Below are 16,359 nucleotides of genomic sequence, written 5' to 3' on the forward strand. Positions count from 1 at the left end.
GGGGGAGCAGACCCACCTCACCTTACACTCCCCCCTCCGTCGGCTGCGCGACACCTCCCTTACAGGGGGAGGAATAGGCTAGCCGCTGACTACCTAATCCGCGTCCACTTCTGCGTCTTGCACAGCGGGGCCACGATGCAGCCCTTCAGCTTCAGCGAATTAGGCGAGGTCAGGGTGATGGTGCCCGAATAGGTGCCGCCGTCGTCGGCGTTGTAGACCTTGCCGCCGGTCCACCTGGTCGGGCCGCCGGTGAAGTCGTACAGCATCTGCATGTTCTTCAACGGACGGGCTTTCAGGCTGGCGTCCTTGTTCTTGACGTCCTTGATCGTCGGATCGGCCTTGATGTGGTTTGACGTCACCAGCTTGCCGCACAGGCTGTTGCCGCAGCGGCTGATCTCGACCTGGCCGCCATTGGTTTCGGTTTGCCACAGGCCGATGGCGTCCTGCGCGAAAGCCGGGGCGGCGATGGCCACGGCGAAGGCCGCAGCGAGGATGGGCAGTTTCATAGGATCGTCTCTCCCAAGTATTGTTAGCCTGTTCTAACGCGCGTTCGCCTGAACCGGCCATGAATTGAAAGGCGAAGGCGCGACGCCTACCCCGTCACCATCGCCAGCCACTCGTCCTCGGTCATCACCTGAATTCCCAATTCGCCGGCGGTCTTCAGCTTCGACCCCGCACCTGGCCCGGCCACCACGAGGTCGGTCTTCTTCGACACCGACGAGGCCACCTTGGCGCCCAGCGCCTCGGCTTGGGCCTTGGCCTCGTCGCGGGTCATCTTCTCCAGGGCGCCGGTGAAGACGATCGTCTTGCCGGCCACGGCGGTATCGGTTTTCGGCTTGGCCACGGCCTGGATGTCGAGCTGGGCGATTAGATTGGCCACCTTCTCGCGATTGTGATCCTCGGCGAAGAACCGGGCCATCGACTGGGCCGCAACCGGCCCGATCCCGTCGATCGCCGCCAGTTGGAGATAGTCGTCGCCCGGCGCGCCGTCGGCGGCCTCAACCAGGGCCTGGGCGAAGGCCTCCCAGTTGCCAAAGCGCTCGGCCAAGGCGACCTTGGCGGGCTTGGAGAGCTTTGGCACGGCATGGCCGATCTTGACCTCCAAACTGTCGGCTTGCGGCCAGGGATCGACCCGCAGCCCGCCCCGGCCCGCCTCGACCAGCTCGTCGCGGGCCTTGGGACCGACCCCCGCCGCGCCGGCCAGTTCCAGATAGACCGCGCCCGGCAGTTGCCCGGCTGCCCGCTCGGCTGCGGCTTGCAACTGCTCGAACCGGTCGAAGTTGCGGGCCAACACGGTCGAGGTGGTCTCGCCGATGTCGCGCATGCCCAGGCCGTAGATGACCCGATCGAGGCCAATGGTGCGTCGCGCCTCGATTCCCTTGACCAGGTTGGCGACCGAGGTTTCGCCATAGCCGTCGCGCTCGCGCAGCACGGCCAGCTTTTCCTCGTCCTTGGCCAGCCGGAAGATGTCGGCCGGCTCCTTGATCCAGCCGTCCTCGAAGAAGGCGGCCAGCTGCTTCTCGCCCAGGCCCTCGATGTCGAAGGCTCGGCGAGACACGAAGTGGCGCAGGAGCTCGATGCGCTGGAACGGGCAGGCGAACTCACCGCTGCAACGGCGCACCACGGATTCGGCGCCCGAGGCGGTGGTCTCCTTGACCAGCGCTGTCCTCAGCGGACAGGGGCAATGGCTCGGAAATTCGAACGGCGTGGCGCCCTCCGGACGTTCCTCCAGCACCGGCCCGACGATCTGCGGGATCACGTCGCCGGCCCGCTGCAGGATCACCGTGTCGCCGATCCGCACGTCCTTGCGGGCGATCTCGTCGGCGTTATGCAGGGTGGCGTTAGTGACCGAGACCCCGCCGACGGTCACGGGCTTGAGCCGCGCCACCGGCGTGATCGCGCCGGTGCGGCCGACCTGCAGGTCGATGGCCTCGAGGATCGTGCGAGCCTGCTGGGCCGGAAACTTGCGGGCGACGGCCCAGCGGGGCGAGCGTGACACAAAACCCAGGCGCCGCTGCTGCTCCAGGTCGTCGACCTTGTAGACCACCCCGTCGATATCGAAATCGAGCTTGGGGCGCAGCACTTCGAACGCGGCATAGGCGTCGAGCAGCCCCTGGGCGTCCTGGACCTTCTTGGCCGGCGGGGCCGTGGTGACGAATCCCCAGGCTTCCAGCGTCCCCAGCGCCTCCCACTGGCCGGCCGCGAAGGGGCCGCTGACCAGACCGCAGGCGTAGGCGAAGAACCGCAGCGGCCGCTGGGCGCTGATCTTCGGGTCGATCTGGCGCAGCGAGCCGGCGGCGAAGTTGCGGGGGTTGGCGTAGGTGCGCTGGCCGGCCTCAAGCGCGGCGGCGTTGAAGGCGGCGAAGGCCTCTAGCTCGACATAGACCTCACCGCGGATCTCGATGATGTCGGGCCAGCCGGCGCCCTTCAGCCTGTGGGGGATGTCGCCGATGGTGCGCAGATTGGCCGTGACATCCTCGCCGACCCGGCCGTCGCCTCGCGTCGCGCCTTGGACCAGCACGCCCTTTTCATAGCGCAGCGAGGCCGACAGTCCGTCGATCTTCGGCTCGGCCGTGTAGAACACCGGCTCGTTCGTCAGCCGCAGGAACCGCCGGACGCGAGCGTCGAACTCCGCCGCCTCGTCGTTGGAGAAGGCGTTGTCGAGGCTGAGCATCGGCACGCCGTGCTCGACCGGCGAAAACTGCTCGGCCCGCGCCGCCCCGACCCGGAGAGACGGGGAATTGTCGCGCATCAGATGCGGGAAGCGTTCCTCGATGTCGAGGTTGCGGCGTTTGAGGGCGTCGTACTCTCCGTCGGTGATCGTCGGGGCGTCTTGCTGGTGATAACGCAGGTCGTGACCGGTCAGGTCGTCGGCCAGGCGCTCCAGCTCAAGGGCGGCCTGGGCTTCGGTGAGGTCGGCAACGGCGATCTGGGACACGGGCGAATCCGGCGGAAGCTGAGACGGCGGCAGACTAGCCGCTCCTCCCCCTGTGGGGGAGGAGCTTTAACCCCGGCGGCTTAGCCTAGCCGCTGACGCTCAGAAGCTCGCCGCATGACCCAGCCCGCAACGATGTCCCAGAACGACGCGGGCTTGTCTCGTGGCGGCGTCTTTGACGTCCTGCGGTTCGTCGCGGCGCTGTTCATCGTGCTCTATCACGTGGCCAAGCGAGCCCCGGTTTCGCTGTTTGCGATCCGGCCCTTGGACGCGGCTATCTCGCGACGGACTTCTTTCTGATGCTTTCGGGCTAGGTTCTGGCCAAGACCTACGGTCAGCGTGTTCTGGACCATGGGGTGGGAACCGGCGAGTTTCTCGAGCGCCGCATCCTGCGTATCTGGCCGGCGCACCTGATCATGCTGGCCCTGCTCGCCGCCTTCGTGTTTGGAACGGGGCCCATCGGCCTGGCGCCGCAGAACCCGCGGTGGTTCCAATGGAGCAAGCTGCCACCGCAGATCTTCCTGGTCCAGGCTTGGTTCATGCCAGGAACCTCAGGCTGGAACATGCCGACCTCGACGCTATCGGCGCTGATCGTCTGCTATGCGGGCTTCCCGGCCGCCTGGCGTTCCTGACCAATCAGCTGGCCGCCGTGATCTGGTTCGGCGCCGCCCGCGCAGTGGCCGCGAAACTCGACCTGGACGACGCGATGCTCTGGCTCGTCTGGGCGATGGCCCTGCCCGCCTGCATCGCCGCCGCGTGGCTGTTCGAGCGCTAATCTTATGTTTTGACGCGTTTTTCTTCACGCGAACCGGAACCACTTCGCTCGAAAATTGCCCTATGTCGACGCGCCGCTGCAGGTGTGGATCAAGGGCGGGTCGCGCAAGGATCTCGCGCCAAAGGCAAAGGCTGCTCCGGCCTGACTAGCCGATCAACGCCCGCGCCGCCGCCCGCGCCGCCTCGGTGACCTCGGCGCCCGACAGCATCCGGGCGATCTCTTCCTGACGCTGGACGGGCGACAGCGGTTCGACCCGCGTGCGGATCGCAGTGTCGTCACCCGACTTGGCGATCCGCCAGTGGGCGTCGGCGCGGGCCGCGACCTGGGCCGAATGGGTGACGACCAGCACCTGGGCATTGGTCGCCAGGCGCTTGAGCCGCAGGCCCACCGCGTCGGCCACGGCCCCGCCAACGCCCTGATCGACCTCGTCGAAGATCATCAGCGGCTGAGAGCCCTCGCGACCCGCGAGGGCGGCCTTCAGGGCCAGGGCGAAGCGCGCCAGTTCGCCGCCGGAGGCGATGGCCTCCATCGGTCCGAACGGCGCGCCGGGATTGGTGGAGATCTCGAAGGCGATGCGGTCCATGCCGGCGGGACCGGCGCGGTGCTCGTCTAGAGTCTCGATCGCGACCCGAAACCGAGCCTTTTCCAACTTCAGCGGCGCCAGCTCGGACTCGACAGACGCGGCCAGGCGATCACCGGCGGCGCGGCGCTCGGCCGACAGCGCTTCGGCGGCATAGAGATAGGCGTCGCGGGCGCCAGCGGCCTCTTCCTCGGCCGCCTTCAGCGCTTCGCTTGAGGTCTCGATGGCTTGCAGGCGGGCGGCGAAGTCGGCGCGGGCTGCGGGCAGCAGCTCAACGGCCAGGTTCAGCTTGCGGGCCATGCCGCGCAGGGCGAACAGGCGCTCCTCGGTCTTGTCTAACTGGTCGGGCTGGAACTCGAAGCTGTCGGCGGCCGCGTCGATGGTGGCGGCGGCCTCCTGGGCCTCGACCAAGGCGCGGTCCACCGCCTCGCAGGCGGCGGTGAGCCGGAGCATGGCTGGACCATCGGCGGGCGCGCCGGCCTGGACCGCGCGTTCACGCGCCCTTTCCAACGCACGATAGGCGCCGGCCAGCCTGCCCGACAGGGCGTCGCCGCCCAGGGCGTCGCGAGCCGCATCGATATCGGCCAGGGCCTTTTCGGCGGAGCCCAGCAGGGCCCGCTCCTCGGCCAACTGAGCTTCCTCGCCTTCGCGCGGATCCAGACGGTCCAGTTCCGACAGGCGAAGGGTCAGTTCCTCGGTCTCGACCGTGGCGCGGTTGGCGAGGTCGCGCAGGGCGGCGGCTTTCTCTCGAGCGGCCCGCCAGGCGCTCCACGCTCCAGCGACGGTCCCGAGGCTCACGACGCCATAGGCGTCGAGCAGGGTTCGGTGGGTGCGCTGGTCGAGCAGGCCGACGGTCTCGTGCTGGCCATGAACCTCAAGCAACAGCGCGCCGAGGTCCTTGAGCACACCAACGCTGGTGGCCTGATCGTTGACGAAGGCGCGACTGCGACCATCGGGCGATAGCTGGCGGCGCAGGACCAAGTCCTCGTCGCGGGCATAGTCCAGGCCCTTGTCGTCGAGATAGGCGAAAGCGGCGTGGTCGGCCGGCAGGGCGAAAATGGCGGTGGCGCTGGCATGGCCCGTGGCCCCGCGCCGCAACAGCCCGGCGTCGGCCCGGGCGCCGGTCGCCAGGCCCAGGGCGTCGAGAATAATCGACTTGCCCGCGCCGGTTTCACCGGTCAGGGCGGTCAGGCCCGGCCCGATGGCCAGGTCCAGGCTCTCGATGAGCACGACGTCGCGGATGGAAAGGCCAATCAGCATGTCGCGCAGGATCGCCGGGAATCAAGGTTTTTGAAAGAACGTTTCGAAAACAAGGGCCGATCCTCTGGACCGGCCCCTTGAAATCACATTCCGAGAACGCCCTTGATGCCGCTCCTCTTGGACTTGGTCTCACCGGGCGGGGCCAGGGTGGCGTCCTTGTCCTGGGTCAGGCGGTCCAGCATGTTCTTCTTGTTACCGGCCTTCAGCGGCTCGACGGCGGGCTTGAGGCCAGCGTTGTTCAGCAGCTTGTAGGCGTCGGCGTACCAGGGATCGCCCGGGAAGTTGTAGCCCAGCACCGCCCCATTGCGCTTGGCTTCGTCCAGCAGGCCCAGGGTCATGTAGCTTTCGACCAGCCGGTAAAGGGCTTCGGGCGTGTGAGAGGTGGTCTGGTGGCGATCGATGACAGTGCGGAACCGCCCGATCGCGGCCAGGGTCTGCCCGTTGCGCAGGTAGTAGCGACCGATGGTCATTTCCTTACCGGCCAACTGGTCGTTGACCATGTCGATCTTCAGGCGGGCGTCCTGGGCGTATTCCGAGTTGGGATAGCGCTGAACCACGTCGCGCAGGGCGGCCAGGGCCTGTTCTGTGGCGGCTTGGTCGCGATTGACGTCGACGACCTGCTCGAAATAGCAGATCGACTTCAGATAATAGGCGTAGGAGGCGGACGGGTTGCCCGGATAAAGGCCGATGAAGCGATCGGCGTCCGAGATCGCTTCGTTGTACTGGTTGCCCTGGTAGTGGGCGTAGCCGGTCATCAGGATCGAGCGGCGCGACCATTCCGAATAGGGGTGCTGGCGCTCGACCTCGCGGAAATAGTCGACGGCCTCGTTCCAGGCGCCGCGGTCCAGGCGATTGGCGCCCGTCGAATAGAGCAGCTCCACCGGGCGCTCTTCATAGGCCAGGGTCGGCTTCTTGTGTTTGCCGGCGCAGGCGGTGACCGACAGGGCGACCAGCAGGGCGGTCGCGACGGTAGCGGCCTGGCGTCCCGAGAAATTACGAAGCACGGACTTTTCACCCTCGAAGCAAACGTGCGCTCCTGCGCCGTGCAAGGCTTCTACACCACGCCGATGCGGGCGCAAATGGAAGCCGAGCCGTGAGAAGGATACGCCCCAAGACGCATCCCCCGAGGAATCCGCCCAAACCCTAATGACATCGACTTTTTGACCAAATCAGGTCGAAGCGCGATGACCGCGCTCGGAATGTCAGACGGCTTCTGCCAATTCCACCGAATGGGTCCGCAGACGCCAGGCGCGCGGATTGGCCATCAAGGCGCGTACGACCGCGTTGTTCAGTCCATGACCGGCGAGAACGCCCTCGAACCGGCCGATTATCGGCGCGCCCAAGACATAGAGGTCACCCACCGCGTCCAGCGCCTTGTGGCGCACGAACTCGTCGGGACGACGCAGACCTTCCGGATTGAGCACCCGGTCGCCGTCGATGACCACGGCGTTTTCCATCGAGCCGCCTCGGGCCAGGCCGATGGCGCGCAGCGCTTCAACATCGCGGACGAAGCCAAAGGTGCGGCAGTCGGACAGCTCGGCGCGGAACGACTCCTCGTCGATGGTCAGGTCGACGCGCTGGCGGCCGATGGCCTTGCTGGCGAAGGCGATCTCGAAGGCGACCTCGAAACGATCAGACGGCGAGAGGCTGGCCTGCTTTTCGCCGTCCTGAACCACCACGGCGTGGAGGATCTCGATGTAGCGACGCGCGGCTTCCTGCTTGCGACGACCGGCGCGATCAAGGATCCGCATGAAGGGCTCGGACGACCCGTCCATGATCGGCACTTCCGGACCATCCAACTCGACGATGCAGTTGTCGATGGCCAGGGCGGCCAAGGCGGCCATCAGGTGCTCGATGGTGGAGACGCGCACGTCGGCGGCGTTGTTGATGACAGTGCCCAGTTGAGTCTGGCAAACGGCTTCAGGCTTAACCGGCACGCGGTTGTCGCGGTCCTGCACATCGGTGCGGACGAAGACGATCCCGGCATCGACCGGCGCGGGGCGCACGGCGACGCGGACATGCGACCCCGTATGCAGGCCCACCCCCGCGAAGATCACCGGTCCAGCGACCGTATGCTGAAAATATGCCGAAGCCGACAAAACGAGACCCTTAAAACTTGACCGACGGAGCAGCTCTTCGACCACCTCTCGCCCCGCGTACCATTTAGGGACAATGCTGCGTCGCGGCAAAGCAAGTCCTGTTTCGGTTTGTTACCTGTTTACCGAGTTGTTTTTCATGGCTTTTCTGGCCATTTCACCGCCACTTTCGCGCCGCATTGCAACGCTTGGCGCGGGGCCCGGTAAAGTTCTGCGTTAGGTGTGGCCTAGGGAGCACGCTCTCGCTAGGCTTCCGCGACCTTCCGGCGCCATAGCCTCGTGGATACTGCTTCGATGACAAAGACCTTGCGTACAGCCGTCTCGGCCCTCGCCCTTTCGCTCGCGGCCTTCGCGGTCGCGCCGGCCGCCTTGGCCCAGGCCCGGGGCTTCACCGCCAAGGACATGGTCAACCTTGAACGGATCAGCGACCCGCGGGTGTCGCCGGACGGCCACTATGTCCTCTACAGCGTGCGGACAATGGACTACGCGGCCAACAAGGCGTCGGTGTCGCTGTGGATCGCCGACCTGAAGGCGCGCATGGCCCCGCGTCGGCTGGCTATCTCCGACGGCGGCGTCTCCAGCGGGCGTTGGTCGCCGGACGGCAAGGCGATCTATTTCGTCTCGGGACGGACAGACGGCCTCGACCAAGTTTATCGCACCGATCTGGCGGCCGAAGCCGCGACCCAGGTGACCAAGGCCCCGTTCGACGTTGGCGTGTTCAAGATCGCGCCCGACGGCAAGAGCTTGGTCATTTCGCAGGCCGTGTTCCCCGACTGCGACACATTGGACTGCACCAAGGACAAGCTTGCGGCCAAGGGCGCGGCCAAGACCACCGGCGTGGTCTACGACAAGCTGTTCATCCGTCACTGGGACACCTGGGCGGACGGTCTTCAAAACCATCTCTATGCCCTGAAGCTCGACGACCAGGACCTAGTGACCGGCGCGCCCGTCGCCCTGATGAACGGCTTCAACGGCGATACGCCCACCAAGCCGTTCGGCGGCGACGAGGACTTCACCATCACGCCCGACGGCAAGTCGGTGGTGTTCTCGGCCAAGCTCGCCGATCGCGAGGAGGCGTGGAGCACCAATTATGACCTGTGGCGGGCGCCGCTGACTGGCGCCTCGGCTCCGATCAATGAAACCGAAGCCAATGAGGCGATGGATTCCCAGCCCACCGCCTCACCGGACGGCAAGACGACGGCTTGGCTGGCCATGAAGCGTCCAGGGTTCGAGGCCGATCGCATGGCGATCATGGTTCGTGAAGGCGACAAGGTTCGCGAGATGAGCCCGACCTGGGATCGCTCGGCACAGTCGATCGCCTGGAGCGCGGACGGCAAGACGATCTACACGACCGCCGAGGACGTGGGTCAGACCAAGCTGTTCGCCGTCGACGTGAAGTCCGGCAGGGTCATGGCCCTGACCGGCGAGGGCCATGTCAGCGCCTTCGGCCTTGGTGGCGGCACGCTGGTTTACGCCCAGGACGATCTGAAGGGTCCAGCCCAGCTCTACGCGATCTCGACCACCAAGAAGGACGAGGCGCCGATCAAGCTGACCAACAACAACGCCGAGGCCCTGGCCGGCGTGGCCATGGGCGAGACCGAGCAGTTCAGCTTCCCCGGCTGGAACGGCGAGACCGTGCACGGCTACGTCGTCAAGCCGGCCAATTTCGATCCGGCCAAGACATACCCCGTCGCCTTCCTGATCCACGGCGGGCCGCAGGGCAGCTTCGGCAACCTCTTCCACTATCGCTGGAACGCCCAAACTTATGCCGGGGCCGGCTACGCCGTCGTGATGATCGATTTCCACGGCTCGACCGGCTACGGCCAGGCCTTCACCGACGCCATCAGCCAGCATTGGGGCGACCGGCCGCTGGAGGACCTTCAGAAGGGCTGGGCCTTCGTCACCGGCAAGTACAGCTTTCTCGACAAGGACCGCGCCTGCGCCTTGGGCGGCTCGTACGGCGGCTTCATGGTCAACTGGATCGCGAGCCAGTGGAAGGAGCCGTGGAAATGCCTGGTCAATCACGACGGCATCTTCGACAGCCGCTTCATGGGTTATTCGACCGAGGAGCTTTGGTTCAGCGAGTGGGAAAACGGCGGCCCGCCCTATGCGGCCAACACCACCTATTCGAAGTTCAATCCCGCCGACCATGTCGATCAATGGAGCGTCCCCACGATGGTGGTCCAGGGCGGCCAAGACTTCCGCGTGCCCTTGGAAGAAGGCATCGGGACGTTCACCGCCCTGCAGCGCAAGGGCGTTCCGAGCAAGCTGCTCTACTTCCCCAACGAAAACCACTGGGTGCTGAAAGCCCAGAACTCGGTGCAATGGCACGCCGAGGTCCTGCAGTGGTTGGACAAATGGACCAAGACGACGCGCTAGAGCATTTTTCGAGCGAAGTGGTTCCGGTTCGCGTGAAGAAAAATGCGTCAAAACAAAAGATTAGAGCTCACGGCCTGACGCAGTCAGGTCGGGAAATGCTCCGGCCCGCGCCCGCGATCAGACCCGGCCCGTCGCCACCGCCCAGGTGAGACGGGCCTGGGTTTCCAGGACGCCCAACGTCCGGCCGCCGGTCTGGGCCTGCGCCAGCGCGGCCAGCGCGGCGGCCGGGAACGCCGCCACTGGCAGGGCCTTCAACTCGCCGCGCGCCTTGGCCAGCGCTTCGGCGATCCGGCCGCGGACCTCGGACTGGGTCCAGTCCGAAGGCAGTCTGCCAGCGCCCACCTGCTTCAGCCGCCATAGCCCCGCCAAGCCGTAGGCCCGGGCCGCGCTCTTGACCGCGTGAAGGTCGCTCTTGGGATCCAGCCGCCAGGCGCTGAGCATCATGACCGCCCCGGCCGTGGCGTCCACATAGGCCAGGGTTTGGCCCTCGTCCTCGAAGGGCGCGGCGTCCAGATCGGTCAACCGGGCTTGCGCCATCTCCGCCAGGGCCGTCAACGGATAGCCAGCAGCGACCACGGCTTCGACCGTGGGATGTTTGCGAGGGGCCTGGCCGGCTGCGACCTCGTCCATGGCCTCGCGCCACCAGGTCAGCCGAATCTCGCCCATTAAGGCGTTGGTGACCCCGCCGGCGACACGGGCCAGTTCGTAATTGAAGGCGTACAGCGCCACAACGTCGGCGCGGGCCTTTGAGTCCGCGACGAATCGGCTGGCCAGCCAGCGGTCGGGATCGACGCGGCGCACCAAGTCGTCGAGATCGGTGTCGGGACCGGTTTCGGAAATCGTCATGGGCGCGGCTTATGCGCCGCATTGCCCAAAAGCAAAAGGCCCGCCGATCTGGCGGGCCCTCTCCAAGCGATGCGGCGAACCGATCAACCGAACAGCGTCTGGTACATGGTCATGCAGACCAGCATCGGGATGCTGAGCAGGGTGTTAATTCGCGAGAACAGCATGGCCATCCTGGCGGCCTTGGCCTTGGCGGCGTCATCGACCACGACAATGCCGAGGGCGCGCTTCTGGTTGGGCCAGATCACGCCCCAGACGTTGAGGAACATGATCGTCGCTAGCCACATGCCCACGCCGATGAAGACGAAGCCCATGTCCGAGCCCGGCGTATAGCCGCCCCACAGGCCAAGCGTCGCGGCCTCGCCTAGATAGCCGCGGCTATAAGCCAGGATCACGCCCATCACCCAGGTGGCCAGGGCGGCCCAGCGGAACCAGAACAGCGCCTCGGGCGCGATATACTTGCTGATTGCCGGTTTCAGCTCGGCCGGGATCTGCGGCATCACGCGGATCTGCACGAAGTTGAAATAGTAGAGCAGCCCGATCCACAGGATGCCGAAGAACACGTGCACCACCCGGAAGACGGCGCTGAAATAGGCGTCGTCGAAGCCGTGCGGGCTGTGCCCAAAGCCAAACGCCATGACCAGCGCGAGGATGACGCTGAGGATGATGGTGTTGCGAAAGTTCGAAAGAAGTCCGGCCATTTTCAGCCCCCTGAAGTTCCAGCCCTGAACCTCAGGTATAGGCCTGTTCGCCGTGTCGGCAATAGGCGCCGCCTAGACCGCGATCAGCGCCGCCGCCAGCCGACGGCCTTCGCTGGCCAGGACGTTGTAGGTGCGGGCCGCGCCCTCGGTGCTCATGAATTCCAGACCCAGGCCTGCAGCCTTCAAGGCGTCGCGCACCGAGCGCGGCGGCAAGGCGTTGACCAGCCCGCAGCCCAGCAGCACGAACTCGACCGCCCCGCCCGCCGCGAACACCTCGGCGAAGTCGTCGGGCGTCAAGGCCTCCAGGCTGGTGGCGGTCCAGGGCTTGGGCTGATCGTCGATGATCAGCAACGAGCCTGGACGCCAATCGCCGGAGACGCGGAAGCCGCCGCCGCCCCAGGCGTCGACCGATGGCGGCTGCCGCAACATCAGGGACGCGTGCCGGCGCCGAGCTTGATCGGCGTGGCTTCCTCGTCGCCGCGCTTCACCCCCCAGACCAGGATCAGCGGCAGGGCGATATAGACCGACGAATAGGTGCCGATAATGATGCCGAAGGTCATGGTGAAGACCAGGGGGAACAGCACCGGGCCGCCGAACACCATCGTGCCGCCCAGCGCAAGAAGCGCCGTGGAGCCGGTGATGATCGTCCGCGACAGACGTTCGTTCTCCGACAGGTCGATGATGTCGCGCAACGGCGTGGTCTTGTACTTGCGCAGGTTTTCTTTGAGCCGGTCGAAGGTGATGACCTTCTCGTTCATGGAATAGCCGATGACCGTCAGCAGGGCGGCGATCGAGGTCATCGAGAACTCTATCTGGAGCACCGACAGCAGGCCCAGGGTCAGAAGGATGTCGTGGAACACGGCGACCACGGCCCCAAGGCCGAACTGCAGCTGGAAGCGGAACCAGATGTAGCCGAGCATCAGCAACAGGGCGATGCCCAAGGCCTTGAAGCCACCCAAAAGCAGCTCGCCCGAGACCTTGGCGCCGATGACGCTGGGGGCGGGCATGGTCATGCCCGGAAACTTCGCGATGATCGCCTTCTGGACCCGGCTAGCCTCGGCCATGGCGTTGCCGCCCTCGGTGGGCAGGAAGCGAATCATCGCCGCGTTGGGCGAGCCGAAGTTGTCCTGGACCTGCACGTCGTGCGCGCCGGTCGCCCGGGCGACCTTGCGCAGTGCGTCGCCCGAGATGGGCGTGGGCATGCGCGCTTCCATGGCGACGCCGCCCTTGAAGTCGATGCCCAGGTTCAGGCCCTGGGTGAAGAACGACACGCCGGAACCGGCGATCAGCAGGAGGGAGATCGCCGCAGCGACCGGAGCCCACTTCACGAACCGGAAGTGGGTCTGGCGGGGAATCAGACGGATGAGGGGCCAAGCCATGATGTGGACCTACGCGATCGGCAGCTTCTTCGGCTTGGTGACCTTGAACCACCAACCGATGAGCACTTGAGTAATGATGATGGCGGTGAACACCGAGGTGAACACGCCGATCGACAGCGTCCAGGCAAAGCCCTTGATGGGCCCGGACCCGAAGCCGAACATGATCCCGGCCGAGATCAGGCTGGTGATGTTGGCGTCCATGATCGAGACCATGGCCCGGCGGAATCCGGTATCGGCCGCCGACATGGGAGATCGTCCCGCCGCCGCCTCATCGCGCATCCGCTCATAGATCAGCACGTTGGCGTCGACCGCGACGGCCAGGGTCAGGATCAGGCCGGCGATGCCGGGGAAGGTCAGGGTGGCCTGGGTCATCGACATGATGCCGATGATCAGCAGAACGTTGACCACCAGGGCGATGGCGGCGAACACCCCGAACAGCCCATAGGCCAGAATGATGAACACGAACATCGCCGCCGCGCCGACGGCCAGCGAGATGGCGCCGGCCCGCACGGCGTCGGCGCCAAGCTCGGCCCCCACGGTGCGCTGTTCCTCAAGGTTCAGCTTGGCCGGCAGGGCGCCGGACCGCAGCAGCAGAGCCAGGTTATTGGCGCTTTCCGCCGTGAAGCTGCCGGTGATCTGGCCCGATCCGCCGGTGATGGCGCTCTGGATGGTCGGCGCCGAGATATACTTGTTGTCCAGCACGATGGCGAAGCGCTTACCGATGTTGCGCGCCGTGGCGTCGCCAAACTTCCGGGCGCCCGGACCGCCGAAGCGGAAGGCGACCACGGCCTCGCCGCTCTGACCGTCGAATTGCTGGCTGGCGTCGACAAGGTCCTCGCCCGTCACCAGGGCCCGCTTGGCCAGGGCCAACGGCGGCATGCCTGGCTCGGCGCCTGGCAGGACCACCACGCCCGGCGGAACGCGGCCCGAGGCGATCTCCTCCGGCGTCACCGAATCGTCCACCATCTGGAAGGTCAGCTTGGCCGTCTGACCGATCACCGCCCGCAGACGATCAGGGTCGCTTTCGCCCGCCGCCTGGATCGAGATCCGATCCGTCCCCTGGCGGGTGATGGTCGGTTCCTTGGTGCCCAGGGAGTCGATCCGGCGACGAATCGTCTCGATCGACTGCTCCACCGCCTTGGCGGCGTCGGCCTTGGCGGCCTCGGCCACGAAGCTGAGCTCCAGTCGCCCGTCGCCCTTGTCGCTGATCGTCGTGTCGCGGCCGCCGATCGCGCCTTGAAGGGGTCCGCCAACATGCTTGCGCAGCAGGCTGACGGCCTCGTCCGCCTTGGCCGGGTCGGCGATGCGAACTCGAACGATCCCGCCCGACTCGCCCAACTCGCTGAAAGCGATCTGCTCGTTGCGCAAGGCGGTCCGCACATCCTCGACCATGTTGGTCAGGCGTTCGGCGCGCAAAGCGTCGGTGTCGACCTCATAGAGCAGGTAGGACCCCCCCTGCAGGTCGAGGCCGAGGTTCAGCTTCTGATGCGGAACCCAGCCCGGTAGCGCGTCGAGCGTCCTCTGCGGCAGCATGTTGGGCAAGGAAAAGACGATGCCGAAAATCACCGACAGGATGACGGCGGTGACTTTCCAGCGGGAGAGGGTCAGCATGGATTACAGGCTCTAGACGACGCCCAAAGGCGTCTCGTGGTGGGCGGCGCCCCGTATTCAGCGCGGAGGGGTATCAGCTCTTGGGGTCGTTGGCCGGGGCCGGTTCGCCCTTGGCGCGGATATCGGTGATCATGCTCTTGACGACCTTGACGGTGACGCCCTGCGCGATCTCGACGCCGACCTCGGTGTCTTCGACCCGGACAATCTTGCCCAGCATGCCGCTCGACAGCACGACATTGTCGCCACGCTTCACGGCGGCGATGGCGGCGGCGTGTTGCTTGGCGCGCTGCTGCTGCGGGCGGAGGATCAGGATGTAGAACAGCCCAAACAGCATGACGGGCATGCCAATCATTTGGATCAGTTGGCTCGGGTCGTTCATATCGGCTCCACGAAAGTCTAGCTGGCGTCCCGCTCAGATAGGGGGTCGACCAAGTCGGCGGAAGCTATGCGTTCACCTCCTCTTTTGCAATGACGGCTCACGTTTCGGCGACGGCCCTTTTATAGGGGCCTTCGGGGGTCTAGGAGGCAGGCCATGAATGACGCCGCCACAGCCCTTCTCGCCCGCATCGCCGACGCCTTGGAGCGCCTGGCGCCGCCCGCACCGATGCCGGCGTGGGGGGGCGCCCCCCCGCGGGGGGGGGGCGCGGCGGGCCGGGGGCGCGGCGGGCACGGCCCCCCCCCCCCCCCTGCCGGGGGCCCTCCCCCGCGGCGGGGGTGTGCGGCCCCGGGGGGTCTACGCACGCCTTCGTACCGGCCCCCGACTATCCGATGGCGCTGGACCTGCTGATCGGTGTGGAACGGCAGAAGGATCGCTTCGTAGAGAACCTGCGCCGCTTCGCCGTGGGCCTGCCGTGCAACCACGTCTTGCTGTGGGGCGTGCGCGGCACGGGCAAGAGTTCGCTGACCAAGGCCGCCTTTATGGTGCTGGCCGCCGAATATCCGGCCTTGAAGCTGGTCGAGGTCGATCGCGACGAGGTCACAGCCCTGCCCCCCCTGTTCGACGCCTTGCGCACGCGGTCGGAGCGTTTCGTCGTTCTGTGCGACGACCTGTCGTTCGAGGATGGGGCTGCGGCGGCCAAGGCCTTGAAGTCGGCGCTGGAAGGCGGCGTGGCCGGTCCGCCGGAAAACGTGCTGTTCGTCGCCACCTCCAACCGCCGCCACCTGATGCCGCGCGACCATGTCGAGGCCCAGGGCGCGATCGCCTCCGCCGAGAATGCCGAGGAGGAGATGAGCGTCTCCGACCGCTTCGGCCTGTGGATCGGCTTTCCGCCTATGGACCAGCCGACCTATCTGCTGGCCATTCGGGGCTACGCCGAGCGCTTCGGGCTGAAGGTGGAGAATTTGGACCGCCGCGCCCTGCAGTGGTCGCAACTCCGCGGCGCGCGCTCGGGCCGCGTCGCGTGGCAGTTCATTCGTGACCTGGCCGGGGAGCTGGGTGTAAACTTGCCCGCGTAACCCCTTCGGAGACCGTCATGGGCAAGTCCTGGTTTCGCGTCAAACGGTTCGGCTACGGCGCTGGCCTGCCGGTCAGTTGGGAAGGTTGGGCCGTTCTGGCCGTGTTCCTTATCCTGATCCTGGCCATTTCGATGCTCGGCGTGGCCTACAGCGTCAGCCACCCTGTGGCCTATGCTGCGGCGATCATCGCGCCTTCGATCCCTCTGCTCTGGATCGCGTGGCGCAAGAGCGACAAACCCTGGAAGTGGCGCAACGGCGGGGATTGAGGCTCTCGTTCCTCCCCCTGTGGGGGAGGCGATCGCGCAGCGATCGGTGGGGGGAGTTTCAGGATCTTCGGCGCGTGTA

Annotated in this window: 16 protein-coding genes and 1 pseudogene; 6 read left to right on the top strand and 11 right to left on the bottom strand. The window is 66.2% G+C overall.

Going from position 1 to position 16,359, the window contains the following annotated elements; all coding sequences use genetic code 11:
- Window positions 1-89: 89 nt before the first annotated feature.
- Both ACP7AG_RS12350 and ligA read right to left on the bottom strand, forming a co-directional pair.
- Window positions 90-506 carry a DUF2147 domain-containing protein gene (locus ACP7AG_RS12350; protein ID WP_426031104.1) on the bottom strand — a complete coding sequence of 139 codons (417 nt, stop codon included), beginning with the start codon at window positions 504-506 and terminating at the stop codon, window positions 90-92.
- Window positions 507-592: 86 nt separating this feature from the next.
- A complete protein-coding gene (ligA, locus tag ACP7AG_RS12355; protein WP_426031106.1) occupies window positions 593-2,938 on the bottom strand; it encodes an NAD-dependent DNA ligase LigA in 2,346 nt (781 codons plus the stop codon).
- 114 nt (window positions 2,939-3,052) lie between these two features.
- On the opposite strand from ligA, the gene ACP7AG_RS12360 reads away from it, so the two are divergent.
- From ACP7AG_RS12360 to ACP7AG_RS12370, 3 genes are read left to right on the top strand one after another with little or no spacing between them, the layout of a single operon-like run.
- Window positions 3,053-3,235, top strand: a complete 183-nt coding sequence (locus ACP7AG_RS12360; RefSeq protein ID WP_426031108.1) for a hypothetical protein — start codon at window positions 3,053-3,055, stop codon at window positions 3,233-3,235.
- A 56-nt stretch (window positions 3,236-3,291) separates the two neighbouring features.
- On the top strand, window positions 3,292-3,567 hold the full coding sequence (locus ACP7AG_RS12365) for a hypothetical protein (protein WP_426031110.1): 276 nt from the start codon (window positions 3,292-3,294) through the stop codon (window positions 3,565-3,567).
- Window positions 3,568-3,584: 17 nt separating this feature from the next.
- The gene (locus ACP7AG_RS12370) at window positions 3,585-3,710 is read left to right on the top strand and encodes a hypothetical protein (protein ID WP_426013312.1); all 126 of its coding nucleotides are present in this window, start codon (window positions 3,585-3,587) and stop codon (window positions 3,708-3,710) included.
- 145 nt (window positions 3,711-3,855) lie between these two features.
- Here ACP7AG_RS12370 and recN read toward each other — a convergent pair whose 3' ends face one another.
- The 3 genes from recN to lpxC all read right to left on the bottom strand — a co-directional run bounded on the left by recN (window position 3,856) and on the right by lpxC (window position 7,649).
- Window positions 3,856-5,550, bottom strand: coding sequence for a DNA repair protein RecN (gene recN, locus ACP7AG_RS12375; protein ID WP_426031112.1), 1,695 nt, complete (start codon window positions 5,548-5,550; stop codon window positions 3,856-3,858).
- An 83-nt stretch (window positions 5,551-5,633) separates the two neighbouring features.
- Window positions 5,634-6,599: an outer membrane protein assembly factor BamD gene (locus ACP7AG_RS12380; protein ID WP_426013316.1), complete on the bottom strand. Its 966-nt coding sequence runs from the start codon at window positions 6,597-6,599 to the stop codon at window positions 5,634-5,636.
- 153 nt (window positions 6,600-6,752) lie between these two features.
- Window positions 6,753-7,649 carry a UDP-3-O-acyl-N-acetylglucosamine deacetylase gene (gene lpxC / locus ACP7AG_RS12385; RefSeq protein ID WP_426031114.1) on the bottom strand — a complete coding sequence of 299 codons (897 nt, stop codon included), beginning with the start codon at window positions 7,647-7,649 and terminating at the stop codon, window positions 6,753-6,755.
- Between the two features lie 291 nt (window positions 7,650-7,940).
- Here lpxC and ACP7AG_RS12390 point away from each other — a divergent pair, with 291 nt between their 5' ends.
- Window positions 7,941-10,025, top strand: a complete 2,085-nt coding sequence (locus tag ACP7AG_RS12390; RefSeq protein WP_426031116.1) for a prolyl oligopeptidase family serine peptidase — start codon at window positions 7,941-7,943, stop codon at window positions 10,023-10,025.
- 117 nt (window positions 10,026-10,142) lie between these two features.
- Here ACP7AG_RS12390 and ACP7AG_RS12395 read toward each other — a convergent pair whose 3' ends face one another.
- The 6 genes from ACP7AG_RS12395 to yajC all read right to left on the bottom strand — a co-directional run bounded on the left by ACP7AG_RS12395 (window position 10,143) and on the right by yajC (window position 14,938).
- Complete coding sequence (locus tag ACP7AG_RS12395) at window positions 10,143-10,871, bottom strand: squalene/phytoene synthase family protein (RefSeq protein WP_426031118.1); 729 nt, start codon at window positions 10,869-10,871, stop codon at window positions 10,143-10,145.
- An 83-nt stretch (window positions 10,872-10,954) separates the two neighbouring features.
- Window positions 10,955-11,569 carry a urate hydroxylase PuuD gene (locus ACP7AG_RS12400; protein WP_426031120.1) on the bottom strand — a complete coding sequence of 205 codons (615 nt, stop codon included), beginning with the start codon at window positions 11,567-11,569 and terminating at the stop codon, window positions 10,955-10,957.
- 72 nt (window positions 11,570-11,641) lie between these two features.
- Window positions 11,642-11,995 carry an Mth938-like domain-containing protein gene (locus ACP7AG_RS12405; protein WP_426031190.1) on the bottom strand — a complete coding sequence of 118 codons (354 nt, stop codon included), beginning with the start codon at window positions 11,993-11,995 and terminating at the stop codon, window positions 11,642-11,644.
- A gap of 2 nt (window positions 11,996-11,997) precedes the next feature.
- The gene (gene secF, locus ACP7AG_RS12410; protein ID WP_426013323.1) at window positions 11,998-12,948 is read right to left on the bottom strand and encodes a protein translocase subunit SecF; all 951 of its coding nucleotides are present in this window, start codon (window positions 12,946-12,948) and stop codon (window positions 11,998-12,000) included.
- A 9-nt stretch (window positions 12,949-12,957) separates the two neighbouring features.
- Window positions 12,958-14,559 (bottom strand): protein translocase subunit SecD, encoded by a 1,602-nt coding sequence (gene secD / locus ACP7AG_RS12415; protein ID WP_426031122.1) that lies wholly within the window; start codon window positions 14,557-14,559, stop codon window positions 12,958-12,960.
- A gap of 73 nt (window positions 14,560-14,632) precedes the next feature.
- Window positions 14,633-14,938: a preprotein translocase subunit YajC gene (gene yajC / locus ACP7AG_RS12420; protein ID WP_426013326.1), complete on the bottom strand. Its 306-nt coding sequence runs from the start codon at window positions 14,936-14,938 to the stop codon at window positions 14,633-14,635.
- 153 nt (window positions 14,939-15,091) lie between these two features.
- On the opposite strand from yajC, the pseudogene ACP7AG_RS12425 reads away from it, so the two are divergent.
- A pseudogene (locus ACP7AG_RS12425) lies at window positions 15,092-16,014 on the top strand (ATP-binding protein).
- Window positions 16,015-16,031: 17 nt separating this feature from the next.
- On the top strand, window positions 16,032-16,280 hold the full coding sequence (locus tag ACP7AG_RS12430; protein ID WP_426031124.1) for a hypothetical protein: 249 nt from the start codon (window positions 16,032-16,034) through the stop codon (window positions 16,278-16,280).
- Window positions 16,281-16,359: the final 79 nt, after the last annotated feature.

Source organism: Caulobacter sp. DWP3-1-3b2, from assembly GCF_049896325.1.
GTDB lineage: Bacteria > Pseudomonadota > Alphaproteobacteria > Caulobacterales > Caulobacteraceae > Caulobacter.

Coding starts and splice junctions, on each gene's coding strand:
- ACP7AG_RS12395 (WP_426031118.1), bottom strand. CDS start 10,871: ATGACGATTTCCGAAACCGGTCCCGACACCGATCTCGACGACTTGGTG.
- ACP7AG_RS12390 (WP_426031116.1), top strand. CDS start 7,941: ATGACAAAGACCTTGCGTACAGCCGTCTCGGCCCTCGCCCTTTCGCTC.
- ACP7AG_RS12350 (WP_426031104.1), bottom strand. CDS start 506: ATGAAACTGCCCATCCTCGCTGCGGCCTTCGCCGTGGCCATCGCCGCC.
- ACP7AG_RS12400 (WP_426031120.1), bottom strand. CDS start 11,569: ATGGCCGGACTTCTTTCGAACTTTCGCAACACCATCATCCTCAGCGTC.
- ACP7AG_RS12360 (WP_426031108.1), top strand. CDS start 3,053: ATGACCCAGCCCGCAACGATGTCCCAGAACGACGCGGGCTTGTCTCGT.
- secD (WP_426031122.1), bottom strand. CDS start 14,559: ATGCTGACCCTCTCCCGCTGGAAAGTCACCGCCGTCATCCTGTCGGTG.
- ACP7AG_RS12430 (WP_426031124.1), top strand. CDS start 16,032: ATGGGCAAGTCCTGGTTTCGCGTCAAACGGTTCGGCTACGGCGCTGGC.
- yajC (WP_426013326.1), bottom strand. CDS start 14,938: ATGAACGACCCGAGCCAACTGATCCAAATGATTGGCATGCCCGTCATG.
- secF (WP_426013323.1), bottom strand. CDS start 12,948: ATGGCTTGGCCCCTCATCCGTCTGATTCCCCGCCAGACCCACTTCCGG.
- recN (WP_426031112.1), bottom strand. CDS start 5,550: ATGCTGATTGGCCTTTCCATCCGCGACGTCGTGCTCATCGAGAGCCTG.